Raw genomic sequence first — 21760 nt, forward strand, 5'->3', positions numbered from 1 at the left:
AAAAAGACCAGATTAATTGAATTTTATTCTTCTAAAATAGCAGCCAGTATTAGAAAAAATTTTAAATTGTTCACCAAAACCGGTCCAGGCCAAATATAAGGATCCCTACTTCCATAACTTATTTTAACCCAGGCTGCAGTTCTAAATTTGTATCATTAAAAAACATCTATTGCGCTTAAAAGTTTTACGCTACTTAATTATATTTTGGTTTATTACTGGCTTACCTCAAACATCATTCGGTCAGGTAATAAATAATCAAACTAAAATCTATATCAGTAAGAACGGTAAGAAAACTACAAAAAAAACAATTCTGGTCCAGGTAAACAATAAGGAAGAAAACTGGCTATCTCATATTGAAATGAGGCATAATCCCCAACAAGAGTTTTCGTTTAATTATGCCTACCTCACCGACGTAGAAGGCGAAAGAATAAAAAAATTAAAAAAGAAAGAGCTTACTACCAGAAACGAGCTTTCTTACCAGGCATTTTATCAAGATGATCTAATTACTGAATTTGATCTTTATTGGAACCAATATCCATATAGGGTTGAATACAGTTATACTATCGAAGAAGAAGAGTTTTTATATCTAGCCTGGTGGACACCCTTTCTTTATAGTAATGTGCCAACATTAAAAAGTTCATTAGAAATAAACCTGCCGGCAAACTTTGGGTTCCAGGTTGAATCTTCAAAAAATACTGAATTCCACGAGTCTGAATTTGACAATCGAAAAATCCTAAGTTGGAAATCTTCTGCTTTGAAAATACCTAAAGAAGAAATTTATTCACCAGCAAGAGAGAAAATAATCCCTATAGTTAGGGTAATACCTCACCACTTTAAATATGGTGTAGAAGGTATTTCAAGCTCCTGGTCCAGTTTTGGAAATTGGTTAGATAAATTAAACGATGGCCTTGATGAACTTACCTTTTCTGAAGAGCGAAAAATAACAAAAATAATTGATGGTATAAGTTCAAAAAAAGAAGTTATTAAAAAGCTTTACTACCATATGCAGGACCATACAAAATATATCAATGTTGCTATAGATGTAGGAGGGCTTAAAAGTTACCCGGCTTCATATGTTTGCGAAAATAAATATGGAGACTGTAAGGCACTTACAACTTATATGAAAGCAATGTTGAAAAGTGTGGGAATCAAATCTTTAAATACAATAATAAAAGCAGGGAGCAGTGAGGCAGAAATAAATACAAATTTTCCCAGCCAACAATTTAATCATGTTATATTAATGGTTCCATTAAAAAAGGACACTATCTGGCTCGAAAACACATCCAGTGCTTTGCCCTTTAATTACCTGGGCACATTAACTCAAAATAGGTATGCATTAGCTGTTGACGGAGAAAAGAGTCGACTAATCAAAACACCTAAGCTTCTACCTCCAGATGTGCTGAGAGAGAGAAATTATAATTTTCAGTTATCGAAAAATAGTGAAACAAAAATGGAACTCGACCTTAAAGTAAGAGGTGAGGAGTTTGAAACTTTAAGATATTTAATTTCTGAAAAAGAAGAAAAACTACTGGATAAGGAGATACTTAAGCTTACCGGAGCCAGAAACATCCAGATTAGAGACTGGAGTACGGTAGATTTAGAAAGGGATAGTTCGTTTGTACATATTAAAACTTTTGGTAAGTCTGCCTCGGTTATTCGTGAAATTGGTTCGTACAAGGTAATCAACCCTTTGAGAATTAAGTTACCCGACTTTGAAAAGCCATCAAAAAGAGAACTGGATGTGGTCATTAATCTTCCAGTTAATAGGTCAGACAAAAGTCTTTATGCATTCGAATTATTAGAGGCAGAAAGAATACAAATTCCCGAAGATATAAGCATAGAGAGTAAGTACGGTTTGTATAACACCCACTACAGCAAAGAAAAGAACAAGGTAATAGTTGAAGAGAATTTCACTTTACTTTCCTCTAAAATTCCTGTTGAGGAATATGGCGATTTTTATCGTTTCCTTCAATCCATAGTTAATCATAAAAAGAATTCAGCAATACTTATAAAATGAGAAATCTTTTATTTATCAGCCTTTTGCTAAGTCAATTTGTTTTTTCCCAGAAAAAAGATTTGGAGTTTGGGGTAATTTCTGATTCAGAAATTGAGATGAAGTATTATGAAAAAGACAAAGAAGCCAAGGCGGTTGTACTTTACGACAAGGGAGAGTCTATTTTTTTTGATATTGATAATGGTTACAACATTCAATTTAAAAGGCATAAAAGGATCAAGATATTTGATAAGTCGGAATCTCAGCACGCTGAAATTGCTATACCTTTTTATGTTGACGGATTTGGGAAAACTGAAATCATAAAATCTATAGAGGCATTCACCTATAATACAACCAATGGCAAGCTAACCCGAAAAGCATTATCCCCTTCTAATATTTACGAAGAGCGTATTAACGATAGATGGCGCCATAAGAAATTTGTTTTTCCAGATGTTCAGGACGGTGCCATATTAGAGTATCGTTACATTTTAGAAACACCATTTCACTTTAATTTACCAGACTGGCAATTTCAAGATAAAATTCCGACTCTTTACAGCGAATATCAGGTTAGCATGATTCCATTCTATGAATATGTTTTTATTGCTCAGGGTGTTAACGATTTTGATTATCAGAATTCGGTGAAAGGAAAAACAAAACGATCCTGGGGCTCTATAAATAAATCATACGGTAAAAATATTGGTAGCGGAATAGAATTTCAAGATTATATTCATACCTACGTTTTGACTGATATACCTGCTTTTACTGACGAATCATACATTTCATCCATAAATGACTATATAATTAAAATGGACTTTCAGCTTGCTAAGTTTCACAGTCCTAGAGGCGGAACAACCGATATAATTTCCACCTGGCCGGAACTAAATGAATCACTCTTGAAGAATGAAAAATTTGGAAAGTATATTAAAAAGAGTTCAAGGCTTGCTAAGAAAATTTTACTGGAAGAAATAAATTTTACAGGCAATACCAGTTCACAAAAAGCAAAAGACATAATTGAATATGTTAAAAACAACTTTGAGTGGAACGGTGAATATGGTAAATATGCTTCACAAGATGTGAAAGATTTTTTTAATAGTAAACGCGGAAATGTAGCAGATATAAACCTATTTATGATTGGCCTTCTTAATGAGGCTGAAATCAAGACGAAACCAATTATACTAAGTACTAGAAATCACGGAAAAATTAGTACCGGTTACCCATTTGACCACTTTACCAATTATGTTGTTGCCCTTGTAGAAAGCGACTATTCTTTCCTTGCAGATGGGACGGAAGATTTACTATCTTATAATAAACTCCCAACCAGATGTAACAACGAAATTGGGTTGATAGTGGAAAAAGAGGCTACGCCAAAATGGATAAGTCTTAAAAACAATTTTCCTTCTAAAGAGAGGAATACTATTACAATGATTCTGGATACGGTAACTCAAGATGTTAAAGCTCAGGTTTCCATAAAGAACACAGAATATGAGTCATATGCGGCAAAAAAAAGATTTAAGGACGATTCTGTAGAAATTAGAAAGTTCTATGAGGACAAGATTGGAGATATCAAGAGGTCAAGAACTAATGGTTATAAAAGGAATGATTTCCCTTATTCCATGTTATTTGAAACAAAATATGAGACAGAGAAGTTAGGTAATAATATTGTTATAATGCCGTTTTTGAACCTTCCCTTATCTAAAAACAGCCTTACTCAAAAAGAGAGGACATATCCGGTAGATTTTGTTTATCCCTGGGAAAATCAGTTCAGGTCTTCATTGGAAGTGCCTAAAAACTATTCAGTCTTAGATATGCCAAAAGATTATAAGGTAGATAACGGTTTAGTTGAAATTCAACTTAAGTACTCCCTTACCGATAATACACTTTTTGCACAAGGAAGTTATAAGTTTAAAAAATCAATCTACCTGGCTAAGGAGTACGCCCAAATAAAAAATTCTTTAGATGAGATTGTAAAATATTTTAATCAACCTGTAGTACTGGAGAAAAATGAGGATGCTATAGAATAATATAATTGCCAGGATGCAGTTATAACTTCTTTAGCCCTTGAGTAAATGAATATTAAACAGCGTTGCCGTGGCAAACAAACATTTACTGTTGTCTAAAAACTGTATTCCAAATAACAACAGTAAAAATTAGTCAAAAAGCTCGATTTTGGAGTCTCTACTTATTTCGATCAAAGTTTAAAAGAAAAAAGCCTCTTCCCGAATACACGGAAAAAAGCTTCTCATTGGTTAGCCTAAATCTTCACAACACAAGATATTAACCGGCTAACTACACATCCCGACAAATGCGGGACAAACAACACAACTTAATTTTACTCTTATATCAACATTCGGTGATTTTTACCACTTAAATGCTAATTTCATTTTAAATTTTAATCGCTCCTTGTTTTAAAACAAGGCTGGCAAATATACAACATCTTATTTCTATTAAACAAATAAAAAATTAGGTTTTATCAAAACTTAGATTGTTTATTTTAGTAAAAACACTATAAAAAATTATCAATAACATAATTTTCAGCTGCTTTATACTTTTAGCTAATCCAAAAACAAGCGAGTTTTGTAAAACCGTTATATTTATTTCATTGGGATAGAGCAATTAAATTTTAAAACAGCAAGATGCCTAAAAATGTATTTTTTCTATAGCCCATTTACAAGACTGCAATAAAGCCGGCTTAAGACTAAAAAGCGCTCTAGAGTCAAAACCTTGTTAATTTTCATCATTCTGAAATCAATATTTTAAAATATCTCTCAATGAGCTTGATCTGGTATGAAACATAGAAAAAGTTTTGTAGCAGAAGTGCCAGGAAACAATGTTTTAAAGATTTCACAAAGAGTTTAATCCCAGCACCAATCTGCATCTTATTGGCATCATGAAAGACCTAAGATTAATTTAGAATTCTGTAAAACATAGCCTGCTTCCTAATGGCAGAAACTCTATCCCGGCCTTCATTAGGAACCGGGAATAGAGACAAAATAGCTTTGGTAAGGGGCATATATAAGCCCCTATTCGCTTATTTGCTTTTTGTTTTTATTGATTTTAAGCTGTAGTAACAGTAACATAGCCACAAAGCTTATAATAATAATTATTAGCAACATTTTAATTTCTGGAAATATATCGCTAATATCACCTCCATAATAGGCTACTTTTCTAAAAGCTGCTAAGAAATGGGTAACCGGAATAGACTGGGCAATACCATTTATAAATTCAGGAATTGCAAGACTTGGCCAGGTAAATCCGCTTAAAATAAATGCCGGGGTAGAGATAACCATTAAAAGTTCGGTAGCTTTTAATTGATTTGGAATTATCACCGAGAACAACATACCAATTCCCATAGAGGCTAAGCTCAATAGAATAATCAATATTAGCATAGGTGTATTAAAAATTGCTGCTTCTACATTAAAGAAAATGAAAAGTCTACTTACTACAAACCACATTACCGGAAGAAATAACAGAAAAGGAGTTGCTTTTAAAACAATAAGATACCAGGATGGTTTATTCTTTTGGACCAGGCTTTTAAAATAGCCATCTTCAAAATCACGAGAGAACACTAACGCCATTGCCAGAAAAATTACCTGCTGCATAATGGCCGCTAATAATCCCGGAAGCATAAAGCTTAAGTAATTACCTGTAGAATTATAGAGTTTGTTGAAATTCACCTTAAAACTCTCATAACTTGCCCTCGCCTGATCTGGAGATGCACCCTGCTTTTGTAGGCTTTCTATCTCAATGCCCGCATTTAAGGTCATTAACACTTGCTGAATGTTCTTACTGGCAATATTTGCATTAAGAATATTGGCCATATTAAGATCTACCCTTATTTCAGGATATCTTTTTTGAAGTATATCCCCCTCAAATCCTGAAGGCAAAGTCACTACAGCTACATACTGCTCAACCGGCATCTCTTCCAGGATATCGCCAGGAGTATACCTATGGTCTTTTACCAGAAGTGCTTCATTATCTTCAAAAGCATCAATTATACTAGTGGATAGCGGGCTGTTGTCCTGGTCTACTATTACAATGGGTAAATTTACCACTTTTGCCTGCTGATAAACATACCCAAACAACACCCCATAAAGTATTGGTGCACCAAAAAAAATAGCACAAAGTACAGAGTTGGAGAAAATTCGTTTGAATTCTATTTTTAATAAGTCGAAAAACTTTTTCATACTAATAGTCTTTTAATAGAATAGTAGCATTGGTATAAAAATTACTTCCCGAAACATCTGAAGTTGGGATCACCTTAAGTTCATAGACAGATTCCGAAAGATCATATAAAGGAGCGGTACTTGTAATCTCTGCATATTGAGGTAACTGTTTTATGCTTACTATTCTTCCTTTAAACTCCTCCTCGGTGTATGGGTTTACCAGGTTTAGTTCATCTCCTTTTTTAAAATCGTAGATGCTGGATTCATTTATGGTGAATCTAAAGTAAAGGCTACTTTTTTTATACCCGTTAATCAGGGTATAGCCGGGACTTAACAATTCTCCTTCCAAAAGGCTAATGGTTTCAATGCTCATATTGGCAGGAGCAATAAGGTACATTTCATCTGAGGCTGTCAATACCTCTTCTTTTGCGCCCCGTGCCCTATCTAGTTGCCCTTGCGCCTGATCTATCTTTTCTGTCCTGGCTCTTTTCCCGGCCTCATGGTGTTTGGCTTCCACAGCGCTTACCTGGGCATTGGCCATCTGTAACTTCATTTTTACCTCATCAAGTTGCTGGAGACTTACCAGCGAATCTTTATACATGTTATAAAGCCTATTGTAGGATTCCTGGGCAAATGCCTGTTCTGCTTTTGCTGCGTTCAATTTCCCTTCTATCTGAATTAATTGTTCCTCTGTCGCCCCCATATTAGCCATGTTAAGCTGCCCTTTAGCAGCCTTCATAGCTCCTTCGGCCTGTAACATTTTTGCATTGATTTCCGGAATATCCAGAAATGCCAGGGTATCTCCTTTGCGCACTTCATCTCCTTCAGCAACAAATAACTTTTTAACCCGCCCCGCAAGCTTACTGCTTACTGAAATAGTTTCAAATTTCACTTTTCCCCTTACCGGAGAAATTTCTTCCTGATTATTGCAAGATGCCAGGCTAAAAAGACCAAGCAGTATAAAACCAATTTTAATGTTTTTCATATCTTTTTTTATGATGTATTTAGTAATTGAGTATTCCTTTAGCGTGCATAAGTGTAGTGGCAGCTTTGTTTTGATCGAAATAAGATTCCTGAAGCTTAAAGTTTGCACTTTCCAGGTCTCTTAACCCATCCAACACTTCGCTTATAGAAGCAAGATTATTTCTATGCTGTTTCTTTAGCATTTCAAAAGTGGCCTCTGCCAGTTGAATCTCTTTATTTGCAATTCTTGTATTTTGAAGTGCAGCCTCATAAGACATTTGTGCCTTCACAATACTTAAAGAGATCATCTCTTCAGCTTCTTTAATTTGTTCCTGATATTTTTGCACTTCTAGCTGAGATTTCTTGCTTTTTAAGGCACTTTTCCCACCATCAAAAACATTCCATTTAATGCCAACTCCTACATACCATTGCGGGTCAAGCAGCGAAAGGTCATCTTCCAGAAATTCATAATGGCCCTTCAATGCCAGCTTCGGAATAAAATTGCTTTTCTCCATTTTAGATTTGAAGCTTGCAGCTTTTTCAGCCTCTTCCAATGCGTGTATTTCTGCCCTCTTTTCAGCTGCAGTTCCGGTAGAGGAAATAGCACTTAGTTGGGGAGAAAGCGAACGCAAAACTTCCCTGTTTTCACCGGTAATCTGGTGTAGCACCTCAACAAGCAAACGCTTGTTCTGCTTAAATTCAAGCTGTTTTCCTTCTAGTTGCTGTTGAGCCAATTCGATTTTTTTCCGACTTATAGGAGTAGCAAGACCATTTTCTATTGCCTTCTTAACAAAGCGTTCCTGATCCCGAAGCTGATCTTCTGAAGCAGCCAGTACTTCTTGAGAGGCATTTACCAGAGCTAGCTTGTTATAGGTTTCAATAAGATTTAGAACTAGCTTATCCTTTTGGGCCTCACCCGCATAATTTAAGGATGCTTCTTTATGTTTTCCAGCTTTTCGGGCATTTGTCGCTTCAAATCCGCTAAAAAGTACCCAGTCTAAATCTACCGAAGACTTTAAAATATTTTTATTCTGAAGATTATTTGCCGGCTGCAGTGGAACATTCTCTGGAAAAGCAGCGTTAAAAGGAAGTCCGGCAGCTTCTTTGATTAGCAATTTCTGAGTAGACATCAATAGCTTTTGGGTATCCTCATCAAAAGTTATATCGTCATTAAGCCTGGTATAGCTTCCATTTAAAGTAATCTCGGGCAGAAACACCGCTTTGGCTTGTTTTTGGTCTATCCTGGCCTGCTCGCCTTCCAATCGATTAATATTCAAACCGTGGTTCTTTTCAAGCGCTTTTTGGATAAGCATATCCAGGACCGGATCTATCTCCTGGGAGAAACCAATGGCCGGAATAAGGCCGGTGAGTAAAACGCATAGCAACTTTGTTTTTAGTAATCTCATTTTCATTACACCAATTTATTATTAGTGCAAATTTCATTACTAAAAGAAAGCTTTCCTTTGACCTATATCAAATAGTGAAACTCAGGTTTTTTTTGAAGTATCACCTCGCCTAATTCGGCTAAGGGTTTCCTGTGTCATACCCAGGTAAGAAGCAATTGAACCTAAAGGGACCCTGCTTGAGATAGATGGAAATTCAGTAAGCATATAATCATAGCGTTGCTTTGCGGTCTGGAACTGAACGGCATTTAATTTATTTACTACCCGGCTTAGCATTTCGGTAGATAATAATCGGCCTAATTTTTCCATATTGTGATAACGTGCAAATAACAAATCGAGGTTTTCTCGTGTTATGCTATAAAGAACAGAATCTTCCAGCATTTCCAAATAATAAAGACTTGGCGTTTGCTGGAAAAAACTTTCTATACTAGACATAAATTTTCCTTCTATAAAAAACCATTGCGTCACTTCTTTCCCATCTTCTTTTAAATAATAACTTCTTCCCACACCCTTTTCAACAAAAAAAAGTTTGGTACATACCTGGTTTTCTTTTACCAGGGTTTGATTTTTTGAAACAATTTCCCGCTCAAAATGAGCAGTAATATCTGTTAACTCTTCAGAAGAAAAAGGAACAATATTTCTAAGAAAATCATGGAGGTTCATATAAAGTTTTTCCGCTTTAGAATTTAAATGTAAACAATTGAAGGCTATTTTTTTCAGATATCCCTGGTACATCATCAAATTGAAATCGATTTTGGTGATAAGATCTCACTGAAGACCAGAAATAAGTACAAGCATAAATTAAAATAGATTTATCTTTAACAACCAAAAATCAGATAATATGAGTTTACTAAATAAAATTATGGGAAATGCGGGCAGTATTTCTAAAGAACAATTAGACGAAAGATATGGGCGATTACTTACTGCATCTGAAGAGATTGAATTGGGTTTTTCCTTGCTACGTGATATCTTTATGTTTACCAACAAACGCCTTATCCTTATAGATGTTCAGGGTTTAACAGGAAAGAAACAAGAATACCTCTCGCTTCCTTATCGCCATATATCCCGTTTTTCCCTGGAAACAGCCGGTACGTTTGACCTTGATGCCGAACTTAAGATTTGGATCTCCAGTGAAAATGTTCCTAGCGTAAGTAAAAAGTTTAATAAAAGCATTGATATTTATGCGGTGCAACGCTATTTAGCGGAAAAAGTAATTTAGGTGGTCTTTTTTATAGCTTCAGATTAATGGAAAGCTTAATTTCCGGGTTAAAGGTCTCGGAAATTTTTATAGAACTCCCCTGGGCATAGATGTGCTAAATAGAGAGTGTAAACAATTAATGAAAGAATACTGTCTGAAAGGTTAATCTTCGCCAGCTTGACTTTTTCTGGAACTTTTCAGACAGTATCTTTTTAAGCTTACTTTTTAGATTCAGCAATAGAAACTTTACGGAATTCTTTTAAAAGCTTCTCTAACTCTAAAGAAGATTTTCTAGCTCTGGTTCCGGCACTTTTATTTCCACTTTCTAATTGTGCATTAGCTTCCGTTTGGAAATTTTCAAAAGTGTTCTGGATGTTTTCAACAAGTTCTTTCATTATAATAGTTTTAAAAATTTAAAACGCTAAAATAGTAGAATAATGCAGCGTGCGCCCGGTTTTTTGAATATTTCTTATAAACAACCCGAACGGAGGCATCTTAATTGGGATTGATTTAAAGATAGGCTGTTTTCTTTCACATAATTATAACAGTAAAAATTAATTAGTTACGCCTTTCCTTAAAATCATATTCACAACTCTTTTCATAAAAAGCTTTTAAAAATATTAAACAGTTATTTAACAAAATCGCTCTCTAAAAAGGCTGTTTTTCTGAGGTATGTTTTATTTTAAAGCTCTTAAATACTATTAAATCGGCACTTAGACATTTCCTTAACGCCAACTTAGAGCAAAACCGTACCAAATTCAACACTATTCTTTTTCACAGCCTATTGTTTCCCTGGCATGCAGAAACACTTCGTATATAAAGGGAGGGAGTAAATGGACTAATTCTTAGCTTTGATCGGTTATTGCATATTTATGAGTGAAATCATATCAATTATGCTAGCCAGAGGTTTATCTTTGTAAATTGAATGAAGAACCGGCAATCCATAATTGTTTCACTTTTTGTGTTATTGATCTCTTTCAATAGCATTAAGAGTGGGATTATGATAAGTTTTTATATGGTAGATACTAAAAACTTTGTGGAATTGTTTTGTGTGAATAAAGAAAAGCCAGAATTGCAATGTAACGGAAAGTGTGAACTTTCAAAACTTGCTAAAGGGGATACTTCCAAAGAAAAACCAGGCTATTTGGATATTCTTCAAAAAGAAATTATTTTATTCTATGCCAGTGCTTACAACACGATACCTAAAAATATTGTGCAAAATTCTCTGGTGAATGATGCTTACTTAAATAATTACTACTTTCTTTTTGTTCCAGATTTTATAGATCCTCCCATCGTATAAGTTTTCTTTCTAAAACCACCTGTTAACCGGAAAGTTTTCTCTCTGGCAGGGATACATATTTAATTACAACAAATTTTTATACGATGAAACTCTTAAAATATATCAGCTTTTTTGCTGCAACAATACTATTCTCTTGCTCGTCTAACGACGACACCCCAATTCAAATTAATGAAACCAAAGATTTAATTCTTGTTCAGGAAATACAAAACGAAGCTCACAGCATTACAATCTTCACCGAAGACGGTAAGCTCGAGCAAGGCTACAATAAAATCTATTTTCAGATAAAAGATGAAGAGGATTTTATTTCTAATGCCGAAGTTAGCTGGACCCCGGTAATGCATATGGAAGCCATGTCTCATAGTGGCCCTCATTCAGAAATTAACAAAAAGGCTGGTACAGAAACTCTTTACGAAGGCTATATCATTTTTCAAATGGCCCAAAACAATACCGAATATTGGGAGCTTGATTTCAATTATAGTGTTGCCGGCCAGGAACATTCCGCAAAAGATATTATTGAGGTAATACCAACCGAAAGAAATCGGGTAAGTGTATTTACAGGAAGTGATGGTGTTCGCTATATCGCGGCTTTAATTGAACCACAAGCTCCAAAAGTAGCCGTAAACGATATCTCTGCTGCTATTTTTAGAATGGAAAATATGATGAGCTTTCCTATGGTGAACAGTTATACTTTAAAGCTTGATCCGCGTATGCCCAGTATGGGGAACCATAGTTCGCCAAATAACGAAGACCTTTTTCAGGCCGGTTTAGATGATTTTTACCACGGAAAATTAAGCCTCACCATGTCTGGTTATTGGAAAATCAACTTGCAATTACTCAATGAAGCCGGAGAAGTATTAAAAGGCGAGGAAGTCACTGAGACCAATGAATCGAGTAGTATTTACTTTGAAATTGAATTTTAATTAACCGGACTGTCTGGGAAGTCTGTTTTTTGGAAACCAAATTCGTTTCAGTCTCAAATATGTTTATTGATCGAAAAACATATTTCAGTTAGTACAAGAAATGGGGGTGAACTCTATAAGTTACCAGGGAATCAGAATAATACAAAAAAATTAAGCCTTTTCAGACAGCCAATTTTTTTAAAAAAGCCATGAAAAAGTATCTTATATTTTGGCTCGTGTTTACATTCAGTTTTGGAATTAGAGCCCAGGAAAAACATGCTAAAAAACAAGACAGCCTTATAATTCCGCAGGAATTAACAGAAGTTATTCTAATTGGTAAGAAATCAAATAAACACCATCTTGAAAATAAGTCTTTGGCCACTATTGAAACTTATTTAGAAGAAGCAAACGCTGTAGATTTTATAAAAAGAGGCGCTTATGCCTGGGAGCCAATGATTCAGGGCATGGCATCAGAAAGAAGCGTGGTAACCATAGACGGTATGCGCATCTATGCAGCCTGTACAGATAAGATGGATCCCATAACTTCTTACGTAGAGATTTCAAACCTGGCAAAAGCGGAAATTAAAAAAGGACAGGCCGGCGCCGAAAATGGTGCTACCATTGGTGGGGCCATAGACTTAGAGCGCCAAAAAGGTGAGTTTGAAAATACCGGCTGGAGCGGAAATGCCCAATCTGGAATAGAGAGCATCAACGAACAAAAAATTTTAGGAGCTGCCCTGCAATATGCTTCGAACCAAGTTTTTACCGATATTGATTTTATGTATAGGGATGCCGAAAATTACAAAGCCGGCGGGGATAAAGAAATCAACTACTCACAATTTACCAAATATAATTTTTCAGCAACAAGCGGATTTAAGCTAAAAGAAAATAAAAGCATAGAAGCTTCCTTTATTTTTGACGAAGCCCAAGATGTTGGTTATCCCGCACTACCTATGGATGTTTCCCTGGCAAGGGCATATATAGGTTCTTTAGAATATATAACCAATTATAAATATGGGTTTTTTAATGAATGGAGAACCAAGATTTATTATAACGACGTCACTCATATAATGGACGACTCCCAGCGTCCCGATGTGCCTATAAGAATGGATATGCCCGGCTGGAGCAAAACCGCAGGAATGTATTCTAAGTTAAAGGGAACTACTAAAAAGCATACCTGGGATCTATCTTTAAATGGGCATTTTAATAAGTCTTTGGCCGAAATGACCATGTTCCCCGAAGATCCAAATGAAAAAGATATGTTTATGTTAACCTGGCCCGACGTAAATACTATTTATACAGGTTTCTTTGGCAAAGATCTATACCAAATAAATAAGGAATTTTCGGCAGAAATTTCCCTGGGCATGGGAGTGCATAACAACAACATACAAAATGAGTTTGGGCTGGAAAGCTTACGTATATTTTATCCTGAAATGGAAGATTCAAACACCCGTTTTTTGTTGAATACCGGGGCACAACTAAATTTTTCTACTCACCCCTGGACGCTTAGTATTGGTTTGGGCTATGGCGAAAGAGCACCTTCGGTTTCTGAGGCTTATGGATTTTACTTATTCAACAGTTTTGATGGCTTTGATTATATAGGAAACCCTAATATGCGCAATGAAAAATCTTCAGAAATAAATATTTCCACCCAATATGAGCATAAGTCTTTTTCTTTAAGTTTTAATTCGTCGTTGTATTATATTTCAGATTATATAATAGGAAAACCCGATCCTAGCCTATCCCCAATGAATATAGGGATAAACGGCGTTAAAGTGTATGAGCAATTAGCACACGCAAAATTATGGAGTAACGATATGCAGGTAACATATAGCTTTTTAAAAGATTTTACAGCAAAAGTGAAAGCGGTTTATCGTTTTGGGAGGGATGATTCAAATACCAATTTACCCCTGGTACAACCCTTCACTTTTGAAGCCGGCCTGCGCTACAGGAAGAATTCTTTTTATGCAGAAGCAAATATAGAAAGCGCTACCAAACAATTAGATTATAGCCCCGAATTTGGCGAAAATCAAACGCCTGCTTACTCGGTGGTGAATTTGGCCTTATCAAAAATATTGTATGTCAACACTCAAAAAATGGTTTTAAAAGTTGGCGGGGAAAACCTATTTGATGAATATTATTCTACCTATTCAGATTGGAATAATATACCAAGGCCGGGCAGGAATTTATATGCCAACCTAATCTATAGTTTTTAGGAAGTTCCTTTCTTTAAAAACCCGAAGAGCAAAAAGAACTTTAATGTTCCCCTTTTATTCAAGAAAGACCTAAAAAATGATGGTTTCAGCATTTTTTAGGTCTTTTTCTAATTAAAATTCTTTTAAAGCTATTTCAGCTTTACTCGATAATTAAAGTTTAATACCTCTTTAGCTTACCAGGAAGTAATCTACTGTCTGGCCACTACGCCAAACGGATTTTCAATACTGTGGGCAGGCTCTGTAAACCATTTTGGGCCTTTTTCTGTCATATAAATATGGTCTTCTAAACGAACCCCAAATTTTTCGGGCACCACAATCATGGGTTCAATACTAAAAGTCATTCCCGTTTGTATCTTAATTTCATTGCCTTTAAGAATAAATGGGTGCTCATGAATTTCCAGGCCTATACCATGGCCCGTTCTATGAGGTAGGCCGGGCAACTTATAATCGGGGCCCAGTCCGTCTTTTTCTAATTGCACCCTAACCTGGTCATCTATATATCCGCAAGGTTTACCGGTTTGTGCAGCATTAAAAGCGGCTATTTGTGCCAATTTCTCAGATTGCCAAATATCTTTTTCAACCTCGGTGGCTTCCCCATAGCAATAGGTTCTTGTAATATCTGAGATATAACCATTGTATTGGCAGCCGGTGTCCACCAATACCATATCGTTTTCTTCTAGGGTTTTTGGAGATTTTACTCCGTGAGGAAAACTAGAATCTTTACCAAACAATACAATGCAAAAATAGGAACCGCTTTCAATCCCCAGTTTTTTATGGGCCGCATCAATAAAGTTTTCTACCTCAGCGGTACTTATTCCGGGTTTTAGAATCTTGGCAGTGGCTTTATGTACCTGCATCGTTAAATCCATCGCGTATTGAAGCTGGGCTATTTCCCCTTCACTTTTCAGCATTCTAATATCCCTTATTATTTTTTCGCCGCTGGAAATTTCAAGTTTTGGATGCTCCTGAAATTTTGAAACCAGGCTAAAAGGCGTTGAATCATCAATAGCTAAACGGGTATTGTTTTTTACAACTTCAGCTATTTTTTGAATTGGGGATTCGTGTTCTAGCCACGGAAGAAGCTCTCCTGAGATTCCAATGAAATCTTTAAAAGTGCCTATTTCAAATTCAGGAAGAACATAATAAAGGCTTCCATCGGCAAAAAGCAAAGCCCCAACCAAACGTTCTGAAGGATGCCACTTTGTATTGGTAAAATAATATAAATTGGTGCCGGCATTTATATAAAGCGCATCCAGGCCGTTTAATTTCAAGGCTTCGCATGCTTTATTTATCCTATTTTGAAATTCTTCATCCTTAATTGATTCAGGTTTGTGGCCTGGTTCTTTTAACTTTAAAAGTTCTTCACCAGCCGAGCTTCCGCCAATACCATATATTCGATTACTATTCATAAGTTTTGTTTTTTGAATTACTGCTACTAATAACAATTCAGCATATATAAAAAGCTTCTTTGTATAAAACTAAGATTTCTCCAAAATTTAAAGAAGTTTTTAATCCTAGTTCAAATAGATAGCCCTAACCAGAATGACTGTAATGAGTCTTCTTTAATTTTTGTTATTATAAGGGTTTTCCCAAAAATAACTTTTACATCTACTTAAAAGGAATAAATAAAAAATCCGTTCCCGGGTAGGAAACGGATTTTTTCATTTTATATAATCTCAATTGCTTTCTAACCTACAATATTTACAATTTTCCCGGGCACTATAATTACCTTTTTAGGGGTTCTTCCATCCAATTGTTTTTGGGTGCGCTCATCTGCCATAACTGTTTTTTCAATCTCATCTTTTGGCATATCCAATGGTAACTCTATCGTAAAACGCATTTTTCCGTTAAAGGAAACCGGATAATTTTTGGTGCTTTCCACTAAAAATTTTTCCTCAAAAACAGGATATTCGGCAGTTACTATAGATGTTGAATGCCCTAATTTACTCCATAATTCTTCGGCAATATGCGGGGCATAAGGGGCAATAAGCACTGCAAGGGGTTCTAATACTTCCCTGCTTTTACACTTTTGCGCCGAAAGCTCATTTACACAAATCATAAAGGTAGAAACCGAGGTGTTAAAACTGAATTCCTCAATATCTTCTGTTACCTTTTTAATGGTTTTATGTAAAGTCTTTAAAGAATCGGATGAAGCTTTTTCTTCTAAAACTTCAAACTGCTCGCCATTATGATAGAGTTTCCAAAGTTTTTTCAGGAAGTTATGCACACCGGTAATTCCCGCGGTATTCCAGGGTTTTGCTTGCTCTAACGGCCCCAGGAACATCTCGTACATCCTTAAAGTATCGGCGCCGTAGTCTTCACAAATATCATCGGGATTAACCACGTTGTATTTAGATTTCGACATTTTTTCGACTTCACGACCTACAATATAGGCACCATCTTTTTCAGTCAAAAACTTAGCCTCTTTAAACTCGGGACGCCATTTTTTAAAGCCTTCAATATCTAATTCATCCGAATGATTTACCAAAGAAACATCGGCATGGATAGGCTGTACATTATTTTCTCCTACAAGGTTTTTAGAAACAAATACATTTTCTCCTTCCAGCCTGTAAACAAAAGCACTTTGCCCTAAAATCATTCCCTGGTTAATCAGCTTTTTAAAAGGTTCTTCAACCGAAAGATAGCCGCGGTCGTGTAAAAATTTGGTCCAGAAACGGGAATACAATAAATGGCCGGTGGCGTGTTCGCTACCCCCAATATATAAATCTACGTTTTCCCAATATTCCTGGGCTTCTTTAGAAACGAATTCTTCCTTATTTGCGGCATCCATATAGCGGAATAAATACCAGGAACTTCCTGCCCAACCGGGCATGGTGTTCAATTCTAATGAAAATACCGTTTCGTCATCAATTTTTTCATTGCTCACTATCTTATTAGCTTGCGTATCCCAGGCCCAGGTACTTGCATTTCCCAAAGGCGGCTCCCCGGTTTCGGTAGGAAGGTATTTTTCAACTTCTGGAAGCTGCAATGGCAAATGTTGTGCATCTATCATTTGCGGCATTCCGTTTACGTAATACACCGGAAACGGTTCTCCCCAATAACGCTGGCGGCTAAATACCGCATCTCTTAGCCTATAATTGGTTTTGCCGTAGCCGTGACCTGTTTTTTCCAATTCTAAGATCACCTTTTGCAGTGCCTCTTTATATTCGAGTCCGCTAAGGAAATCAGAATTTGCGATTACTGTTCCCTCTTTTCCGGAAAAAGCCTGTTCAGATATATCTACATTATCAAAAATATTAGGAATGGGAATTTCAAAATGTCTTGCAAAATCGTAATCCCGCTGGTCACCACAAGGCACGGCCATTACCGCACCGGTTCCATACCCGGCAAGCACATAATCCCCAATCCAAATTGGAATAGGTTCTTTTGTAAAAGGATGCTCGGCATAGGCTCCGGTAAAAACTCCTGTTATACTCTTCACATCGGCCATACGCTCGCGTTCGCTGCGTTTGGCACTGGCGGCAATATAGGCCTCAACTTCTTCTTTTTGCTGCGGTGTGGTTATCTTCTGTACTAAATCATGTTCAGGCGCCAGGGTCATAAAACTCACACCAAAAATAGTATCGGGGCGCGTGGTGAAAACACCAATTTTATAACCGGAATCCTGAACATTGAAATCTACGTGCGCTCCAACCGATTTTCCGATCCAGTTGCGCTGACTTTCCTTTAAACTTTCGGTCCAGTCCAGTTGATCTAAACCTTGCAATAAACGTTCTGAAAATGCCGAAATTCGCATACTCCATTGCGTCATTTTTTTACGAACCACGGGATAACCGCCACGTTCGGAAACGCCGTTTACAATCTCGTCGTTAGCTAAAACGGTTCCCAGTTGCGGACACCAGTTTACTTCGGTTTCCGCTAAATAGGTTAGTCGGTATTTTAATAATATTTGTTGTTTTTCTTCTGAAGAAAACGCATTCCAGGCATCTGCTGAAAACTCCAAAACCTCATCATCACAAGCTGCTTTTATACGAGAATTCCCCTCTGAAGCGAAAATATCTTCCAGTTCAGTAATAGCGCGTGACTTTTCAGTTTCCAGATCATACCAACTTTCAAAAAGTTGAATAAAAATCCACTGGGTCCATTTATAATATTCGGGGTCGCTAGTACGCACCTCTCTGCTCCAATCAAAAGAAAAGCCAATTTTATCTAACTGTTCGCGATATCTTTTAATATTTTTTGCCGTGGTAAGTGCCGGATGTTGTCCTGTTTGAATCGCATATTGTTCGGCAGGCAGGCCAAAACTATCGTAACCTTGTGGGTGCAATACATTGTACCCGGTATGGCGTTTATAGCGTGCATAAATATCACTGGCAATATAACCCAATGGATGCCCTACGTGAAGCCCTGCCCCCGATGGGTAGGGAAACATATCCAGTACATAATATTTAGGTTTATTAGATGAATTGCTGGCGCGAAAAGTTTGATTTTCTGCCCAGTATTTTTGCCATTTGGCTTCAATTTCGTTGAAGTTGTAACTCATTGTTTTATTTTTCTTACCTGCTAATTACGCGCTATGCGACTTTCTATATACTGCCTGCAAATTTACAATTTTAAACCACTTATGGGAATTTACAAGGAATGGATTAAGCGACCTATTATTAACCGAAATCTAAATGTACCAGGAATAGCTGCGACAAAATTTATTGATAGGAGGTCGGGGCTAATTATGAAGTTCTGGCCAATCTATCCATAGGCCGTAAACACTCATATATCATTTTATTTACCGGAGTTTCAATCCCTAACTTTTCAGCTTCTTTTACAATAAACCCGTTGAAATTTTCTAATTCTGAAGGCCGTCCGGCCATAAGGTCTCGCTGTGTAGAAGCGGTAGTGCCTGCTGGTTGATTTTGAATAATTTTAAAAGCCTTTTCCAGATGTTCCTTGGCTAATGGAACACCTTTGGCATTTGCCAACAATTTTATTTCCTGTGCGGTTTTTAATAACAAATCGAACAAATAGTCGCTTTCCCTAATTTTATCTATAGAAACCCGGGTTAGGCCACCAAGCCCGCTAATTGTAGCGATAAACAAGAACTTTTTCCAGATTTCCAGTTGAATATTTTCAGGGTTAAAATTAGTGATTCTGGCTTTATCAAAAATTACTTTTAAGTTTTGAATTCTTTTAGAGTTTGAATTATCTATTTCACCAAAAGTAATTCTTGGCTCAAAAGAAACGTGCTTTATTTTCCCCGGACTTTCTACAAAACTTACAATATGGCATAGTCCGCCCAATACATTATGCTTTGGAAAGTTCTCCAGTAATTTTTCAACATTATTAGCACCATTTTGCAAAGGCAAGATCATAGTTTCCGCTGTAATGAAAGGCTTCAGTTGTTTAGATACCTCAGGAATTTGCCAGGATTTAACACCTAAAATCACGAGATTGGGCGTGGGAACTTCAGCTAAATCATTAGTGATTAGCCGGGGTTTAACCTTAAAGCTACCGTGAATACTCGTTACCTCGAGACCGTTTTTCTTAATGGCTTCAAGGTGTTTTCCGCGCGCAATCATACTAACATTGTAACCTGCTTTGGCGAGTTTCCCGCCAAAATAACCACCTACACCTCCAATTCCAAAGATTAAAATATTCATAAGTTCTGTTTTATTTTAAAGAAAATTAAAAAGCATCGCTAAAAAATGTTTTAACTTGTTTTGCTTATAAAATATGGGATATACAATCAATTAAGTCGATAGACTTTTTAGCTGTAAAATCCAATTTAGCTTAACGAAGTTAGAAATTTTCAAGTTCAGTTTATCCAGGGTTAGAATGAAAATAATTTTTGTCTTTGCTAATTTTTTCAAACTTTAAACGTTTTAAAGGCATTGAATGTTTATCTTTTTTATTTTTACACAAAAACTGTAATCGACCTATGAGCACATCCTTTGAAAAATACCAGAAACGTCGCCTGGTATCTTCTTATTTTTCGGTAGTGATAAGTATAGCTTTAGTACTTTTTTTATTGGGAATGCTGGGATTGCTGGTTTTAAATACTAAAAAAGTAGCCGATCATTTTAAAGAACAAATTGCACTTACCGTATACCTAAAAGATAATGCCAAGGAAGTTGAGATAGAACAACTCAAAAAAAGCCTGGCTATGGCCGATTACACTAAATCTACTACTTATGTTTCTAAGGAAGAAGCTGCCGAGGCCCACAGTAAAGAGATAGGGGAAGATTTTATGGGATTTTTAGGTTATAATCCTTTACAGAATTCTATAGATGTTTATATGAATGCCGATTTTGTCTCGGGCGAACAGGTAGATGCCATTGCAGCCGACCTTACTTCTAAAAATTTTGTAGATGAGGTGGTTTACGACAAACCACTTATTGCACTTTTAAATGAGAACGTTAAGAAAATTAGTTTCTGGGTACTTATTGCCAGTGGAGTTTTTACGTTTATTGCAGTTTTGCTTATTAACAGCTCTATAAGGCTTTCGGTATATTCTAAGCGGTTTATTATAAAAACAATGCAAATGGTAGGTGCCACCAAAGGATTTATTCGCAGGCCGTTTATTTGGCAGAGCATAAAACTGGGCATTATTGGAGCTATAATTGCCTTGATAGGAATGGCAGGTGCTTTATACTATCTTAATAATAGTTTTCCCCAGCTTGCATTAACTTCAGACCTTAAAATACTTGCCGGCCTATTTATTGGGGTGTTTGCGATGGGGATCTTGATTACCTGGCTAAGTACATTTTTTGCCACTTCACGGTTTTTAAACCTAAAAACTGACGAGCTTTATTATTAAGCGGTTTTAACCAGCTCTAAAATTCACAGAATTCCTACATCATTTTTATTAGCTTTGTGCATGAACAAATGTTAAAATAGGCTAATCGCAAACGTTTTAGCTTGTGTAAAAATTTGATTATAAGTCTTTTAAAATTTCTTATGGTTTAGACAAGTCTTAAATCAAAACTGCAAAAACCTGACTCTCGTCATAAATATTGCTGTATTTCTGCCCCAAATTTGTATCAACTTAAAAACCTAATATCATGAAAGTTTTAAAATCATATCAGTTGCTGCTCACAGGAGTGTTTTTTATGTTGTTAACCGCAGGAAGTATGGTTGGCCAAAGTTTTAAAATGGATAATTCATCAGAAATTATCGTTGAAGGAACTTCAAATATCCATGACTGGGAAATGAAAGCCAATTCTAAAAATGGTAGTGCCACAATTACTATCGAGGAAGGCAAACTTACCGGCATGCCTAGCTTAAAAGTTACAGTTCCTGCAGAAAGTTTAGATAGCGGAAAAGGTGGGATGGACAAAAATGCTTACAAGGCACTTAATACTAACAAGTATAAAAATATAGAGTTCCAGTTAGACGAAGTTAAAAATATTGAAGCTAAAGCTGCCGACTCCTATCAGGTAAAAGGGCTTGCTTCCTTAAAAATTTCAGGAGTAACCAAGCAGGTTCCGGTAGAATTTACGGTAAAATTAAGTGGAAATAAATTACAAATTAATGGTAAACAACAAATTAATATGACGCATTTCAAAGTAGATCCCCCTACGGCTATGTTTGGAACAATTACAACAGGAGAAGAACTAACTATTAAATTCAAATCAACATTTACTAAATAACTATTCAATTTAAAAATTACT

16 protein-coding genes are annotated in these 21760 nt (G+C 36.1%); 8 read left to right on the top strand and 8 right to left on the bottom strand.

Translation table 11 applies throughout. The features are described from left to right. Positions 1-169: 169 nt before the first annotated feature. A complete protein-coding gene (locus GUB10_RS04195; protein ID WP_193710192.1) occupies positions 170-2017 on the top strand; it encodes a DUF3857 domain-containing protein in 1848 nt (615 codons plus the stop codon). Beyond that, positions 2014-4014 (top strand): DUF3857 domain-containing protein, encoded by a 2001-nt coding sequence (locus tag GUB10_RS04200; protein WP_193710193.1) that lies wholly within the window; start codon positions 2014-2016, stop codon positions 4012-4014. The genes GUB10_RS04195 and GUB10_RS04200 overlap by 4 nt, the downstream gene beginning before the upstream one ends. Before the next feature lie 999 nt (positions 4015-5013). Here the strand turns inward: GUB10_RS04200 and GUB10_RS04205 are convergent. The 4 genes from GUB10_RS04205 to GUB10_RS04220 all read right to left on the bottom strand — a co-directional run bounded on the left by GUB10_RS04205 (position 5014) and on the right by GUB10_RS04220 (position 9185). After that, positions 5014-6177, bottom strand: a complete 1164-nt coding sequence (locus GUB10_RS04205) for an ABC transporter permease (protein ID WP_193710194.1) — start codon at positions 6175-6177, stop codon at positions 5014-5016. 1 nt (position 6178) lies between these two features. After that, a complete protein-coding gene (locus GUB10_RS04210; protein WP_193710195.1) occupies positions 6179-7141 on the bottom strand; it encodes an HlyD family secretion protein in 963 nt (320 codons plus the stop codon). A 19-nt stretch (positions 7142-7160) separates the two neighbouring features. Continuing rightward, entirely contained in the window at positions 7161-8525 is a 1365-nt protein-coding gene (locus tag GUB10_RS04215; protein ID WP_227740302.1) for a TolC family protein, read from the bottom strand. A gap of 81 nt (positions 8526-8606) precedes the next feature. Continuing rightward, positions 8607-9185: a Crp/Fnr family transcriptional regulator gene (locus GUB10_RS04220; RefSeq protein ID WP_193710197.1), complete on the bottom strand. Its 579-nt coding sequence runs from the start codon at positions 9183-9185 to the stop codon at positions 8607-8609. Positions 9186-9363: 178 nt separating this feature from the next. Here GUB10_RS04220 and GUB10_RS04225 point away from each other — a divergent pair, with 178 nt between their 5' ends. Then, on the top strand, positions 9364-9741 hold the full coding sequence (locus tag GUB10_RS04225) for a PH domain-containing protein (protein WP_193710198.1): 378 nt from the start codon (positions 9364-9366) through the stop codon (positions 9739-9741). 197 nt (positions 9742-9938) lie between these two features. Here GUB10_RS04225 and GUB10_RS04230 read toward each other — a convergent pair whose 3' ends face one another. Further along, positions 9939-10115: a histone H1 gene (locus tag GUB10_RS04230; RefSeq protein WP_193710199.1), complete on the bottom strand. Its 177-nt coding sequence runs from the start codon at positions 10113-10115 to the stop codon at positions 9939-9941. Between the two features lie 605 nt (positions 10116-10720). On the opposite strand from GUB10_RS04230, the gene GUB10_RS04235 reads away from it, so the two are divergent. The 3 genes from GUB10_RS04235 to GUB10_RS04245 all read left to right on the top strand — a co-directional run bounded on the left by GUB10_RS04235 (position 10721) and on the right by GUB10_RS04245 (position 14135). Then, positions 10721-11020 (top strand): hypothetical protein, encoded by a 300-nt coding sequence (locus GUB10_RS04235; protein WP_193710200.1) that lies wholly within the window; start codon positions 10721-10723, stop codon positions 11018-11020. 83 nt (positions 11021-11103) lie between these two features. After that, the gene (locus tag GUB10_RS04240; RefSeq protein ID WP_193710201.1) at positions 11104-11940 is read left to right on the top strand and encodes a hypothetical protein; all 837 of its coding nucleotides are present in this window, start codon (positions 11104-11106) and stop codon (positions 11938-11940) included. Positions 11941-12128: 188 nt separating this feature from the next. Then, positions 12129-14135: a TonB-dependent siderophore receptor gene (locus GUB10_RS04245; RefSeq protein WP_193710202.1), complete on the top strand. Its 2007-nt coding sequence runs from the start codon at positions 12129-12131 to the stop codon at positions 14133-14135. A 188-nt stretch (positions 14136-14323) separates the two neighbouring features. Here GUB10_RS04245 and GUB10_RS04250 read toward each other — a convergent pair whose 3' ends face one another. The 3 genes from GUB10_RS04250 to GUB10_RS04260 form a co-directional block, all read right to left on the bottom strand. Next, positions 14324-15544: a Xaa-Pro peptidase family protein gene (locus GUB10_RS04250; protein ID WP_193710203.1), complete on the bottom strand. Its 1221-nt coding sequence runs from the start codon at positions 15542-15544 to the stop codon at positions 14324-14326. A 278-nt stretch (positions 15545-15822) separates the two neighbouring features. Beyond that, on the bottom strand, positions 15823-18639 hold the full coding sequence (leuS, locus tag GUB10_RS04255) for a leucine--tRNA ligase (RefSeq protein ID WP_193710204.1): 2817 nt from the start codon (positions 18637-18639) through the stop codon (positions 15823-15825). Between the two features lie 184 nt (positions 18640-18823). Continuing rightward, positions 18824-19750: a ketopantoate reductase family protein gene (locus GUB10_RS04260; protein WP_193710205.1), complete on the bottom strand. Its 927-nt coding sequence runs from the start codon at positions 19748-19750 to the stop codon at positions 18824-18826. A gap of 278 nt (positions 19751-20028) precedes the next feature. Here GUB10_RS04260 and GUB10_RS04265 point away from each other — a divergent pair, with 278 nt between their 5' ends. Then, a complete protein-coding gene (locus tag GUB10_RS04265) occupies positions 20029-20907 on the top strand; it encodes an ABC transporter permease (protein WP_193710206.1) in 879 nt (292 codons plus the stop codon). Between the two features lie 244 nt (positions 20908-21151). After that, positions 21152-21739 carry a YceI family protein gene (locus tag GUB10_RS04270; protein WP_193710207.1) on the top strand — a complete coding sequence of 196 codons (588 nt, stop codon included), beginning with the start codon at positions 21152-21154 and terminating at the stop codon, positions 21737-21739. Positions 21740-21760 lie beyond the last annotated feature (21 nt).

The sequence above is a fragment of the Salegentibacter sp. BLCTC genome (genome assembly GCF_015143665.1).
In the GTDB taxonomy this organism is placed as follows: domain Bacteria; phylum Bacteroidota; class Bacteroidia; order Flavobacteriales; family Flavobacteriaceae; genus Salegentibacter; species Salegentibacter maritimus.

Excerpts from the sequence above, each read along its gene's own strand:
- GUB10_RS04200 (WP_193710193.1), top strand. The coding sequence starts at position 2,014 with ATGAGAAATCTTTTATTTATCAGCCTTTTGCTAAGTCAATTTGTTTTT.
- GUB10_RS04260 (WP_193710205.1), bottom strand. The coding sequence starts at position 19,750 with ATGAATATTTTAATCTTTGGAATTGGAGGTGTAGGTGGTTATTTTGGC.
- GUB10_RS04230 (WP_193710199.1), bottom strand. The coding sequence starts at position 10,115 with ATGAAAGAACTTGTTGAAAACATCCAGAACACTTTTGAAAATTTCCAA.
- GUB10_RS04240 (WP_193710201.1), top strand. The coding sequence starts at position 11,104 with ATGAAACTCTTAAAATATATCAGCTTTTTTGCTGCAACAATACTATTC.
- GUB10_RS04265 (WP_193710206.1), top strand. The coding sequence starts at position 20,029 with ATGAGCACATCCTTTGAAAAATACCAGAAACGTCGCCTGGTATCTTCT.
- GUB10_RS04205 (WP_193710194.1), bottom strand. The coding sequence starts at position 6,177 with ATGAAAAAGTTTTTCGACTTATTAAAAATAGAATTCAAACGAATTTTC.
- GUB10_RS04225 (WP_193710198.1), top strand. The coding sequence starts at position 9,364 with ATGAGTTTACTAAATAAAATTATGGGAAATGCGGGCAGTATTTCTAAA.
- GUB10_RS04220 (WP_193710197.1), bottom strand. The coding sequence starts at position 9,185 with ATGAACCTCCATGATTTTCTTAGAAATATTGTTCCTTTTTCTTCTGAA.
- leuS (WP_193710204.1), bottom strand. The coding sequence starts at position 18,639 with ATGAGTTACAACTTCAACGAAATTGAAGCCAAATGGCAAAAATACTGG.
- GUB10_RS04235 (WP_193710200.1), top strand. The coding sequence starts at position 10,721 with ATGATAAGTTTTTATATGGTAGATACTAAAAACTTTGTGGAATTGTTT.
- GUB10_RS04210 (WP_193710195.1), bottom strand. The coding sequence starts at position 7,141 with ATGAAAAACATTAAAATTGGTTTTATACTGCTTGGTCTTTTTAGCCTG.
- GUB10_RS04245 (WP_193710202.1), top strand. The coding sequence starts at position 12,129 with ATGAAAAAGTATCTTATATTTTGGCTCGTGTTTACATTCAGTTTTGGA.
- GUB10_RS04250 (WP_193710203.1), bottom strand. The coding sequence starts at position 15,544 with ATGAATAGTAATCGAATATATGGTATTGGCGGAAGCTCGGCTGGTGAA.
- GUB10_RS04215 (WP_227740302.1), bottom strand. The coding sequence starts at position 8,525 with ATGAGATTACTAAAAACAAAGTTGCTATGCGTTTTACTCACCGGCCTT.
- GUB10_RS04270 (WP_193710207.1), top strand. The coding sequence starts at position 21,152 with ATGAAAGTTTTAAAATCATATCAGTTGCTGCTCACAGGAGTGTTTTTT.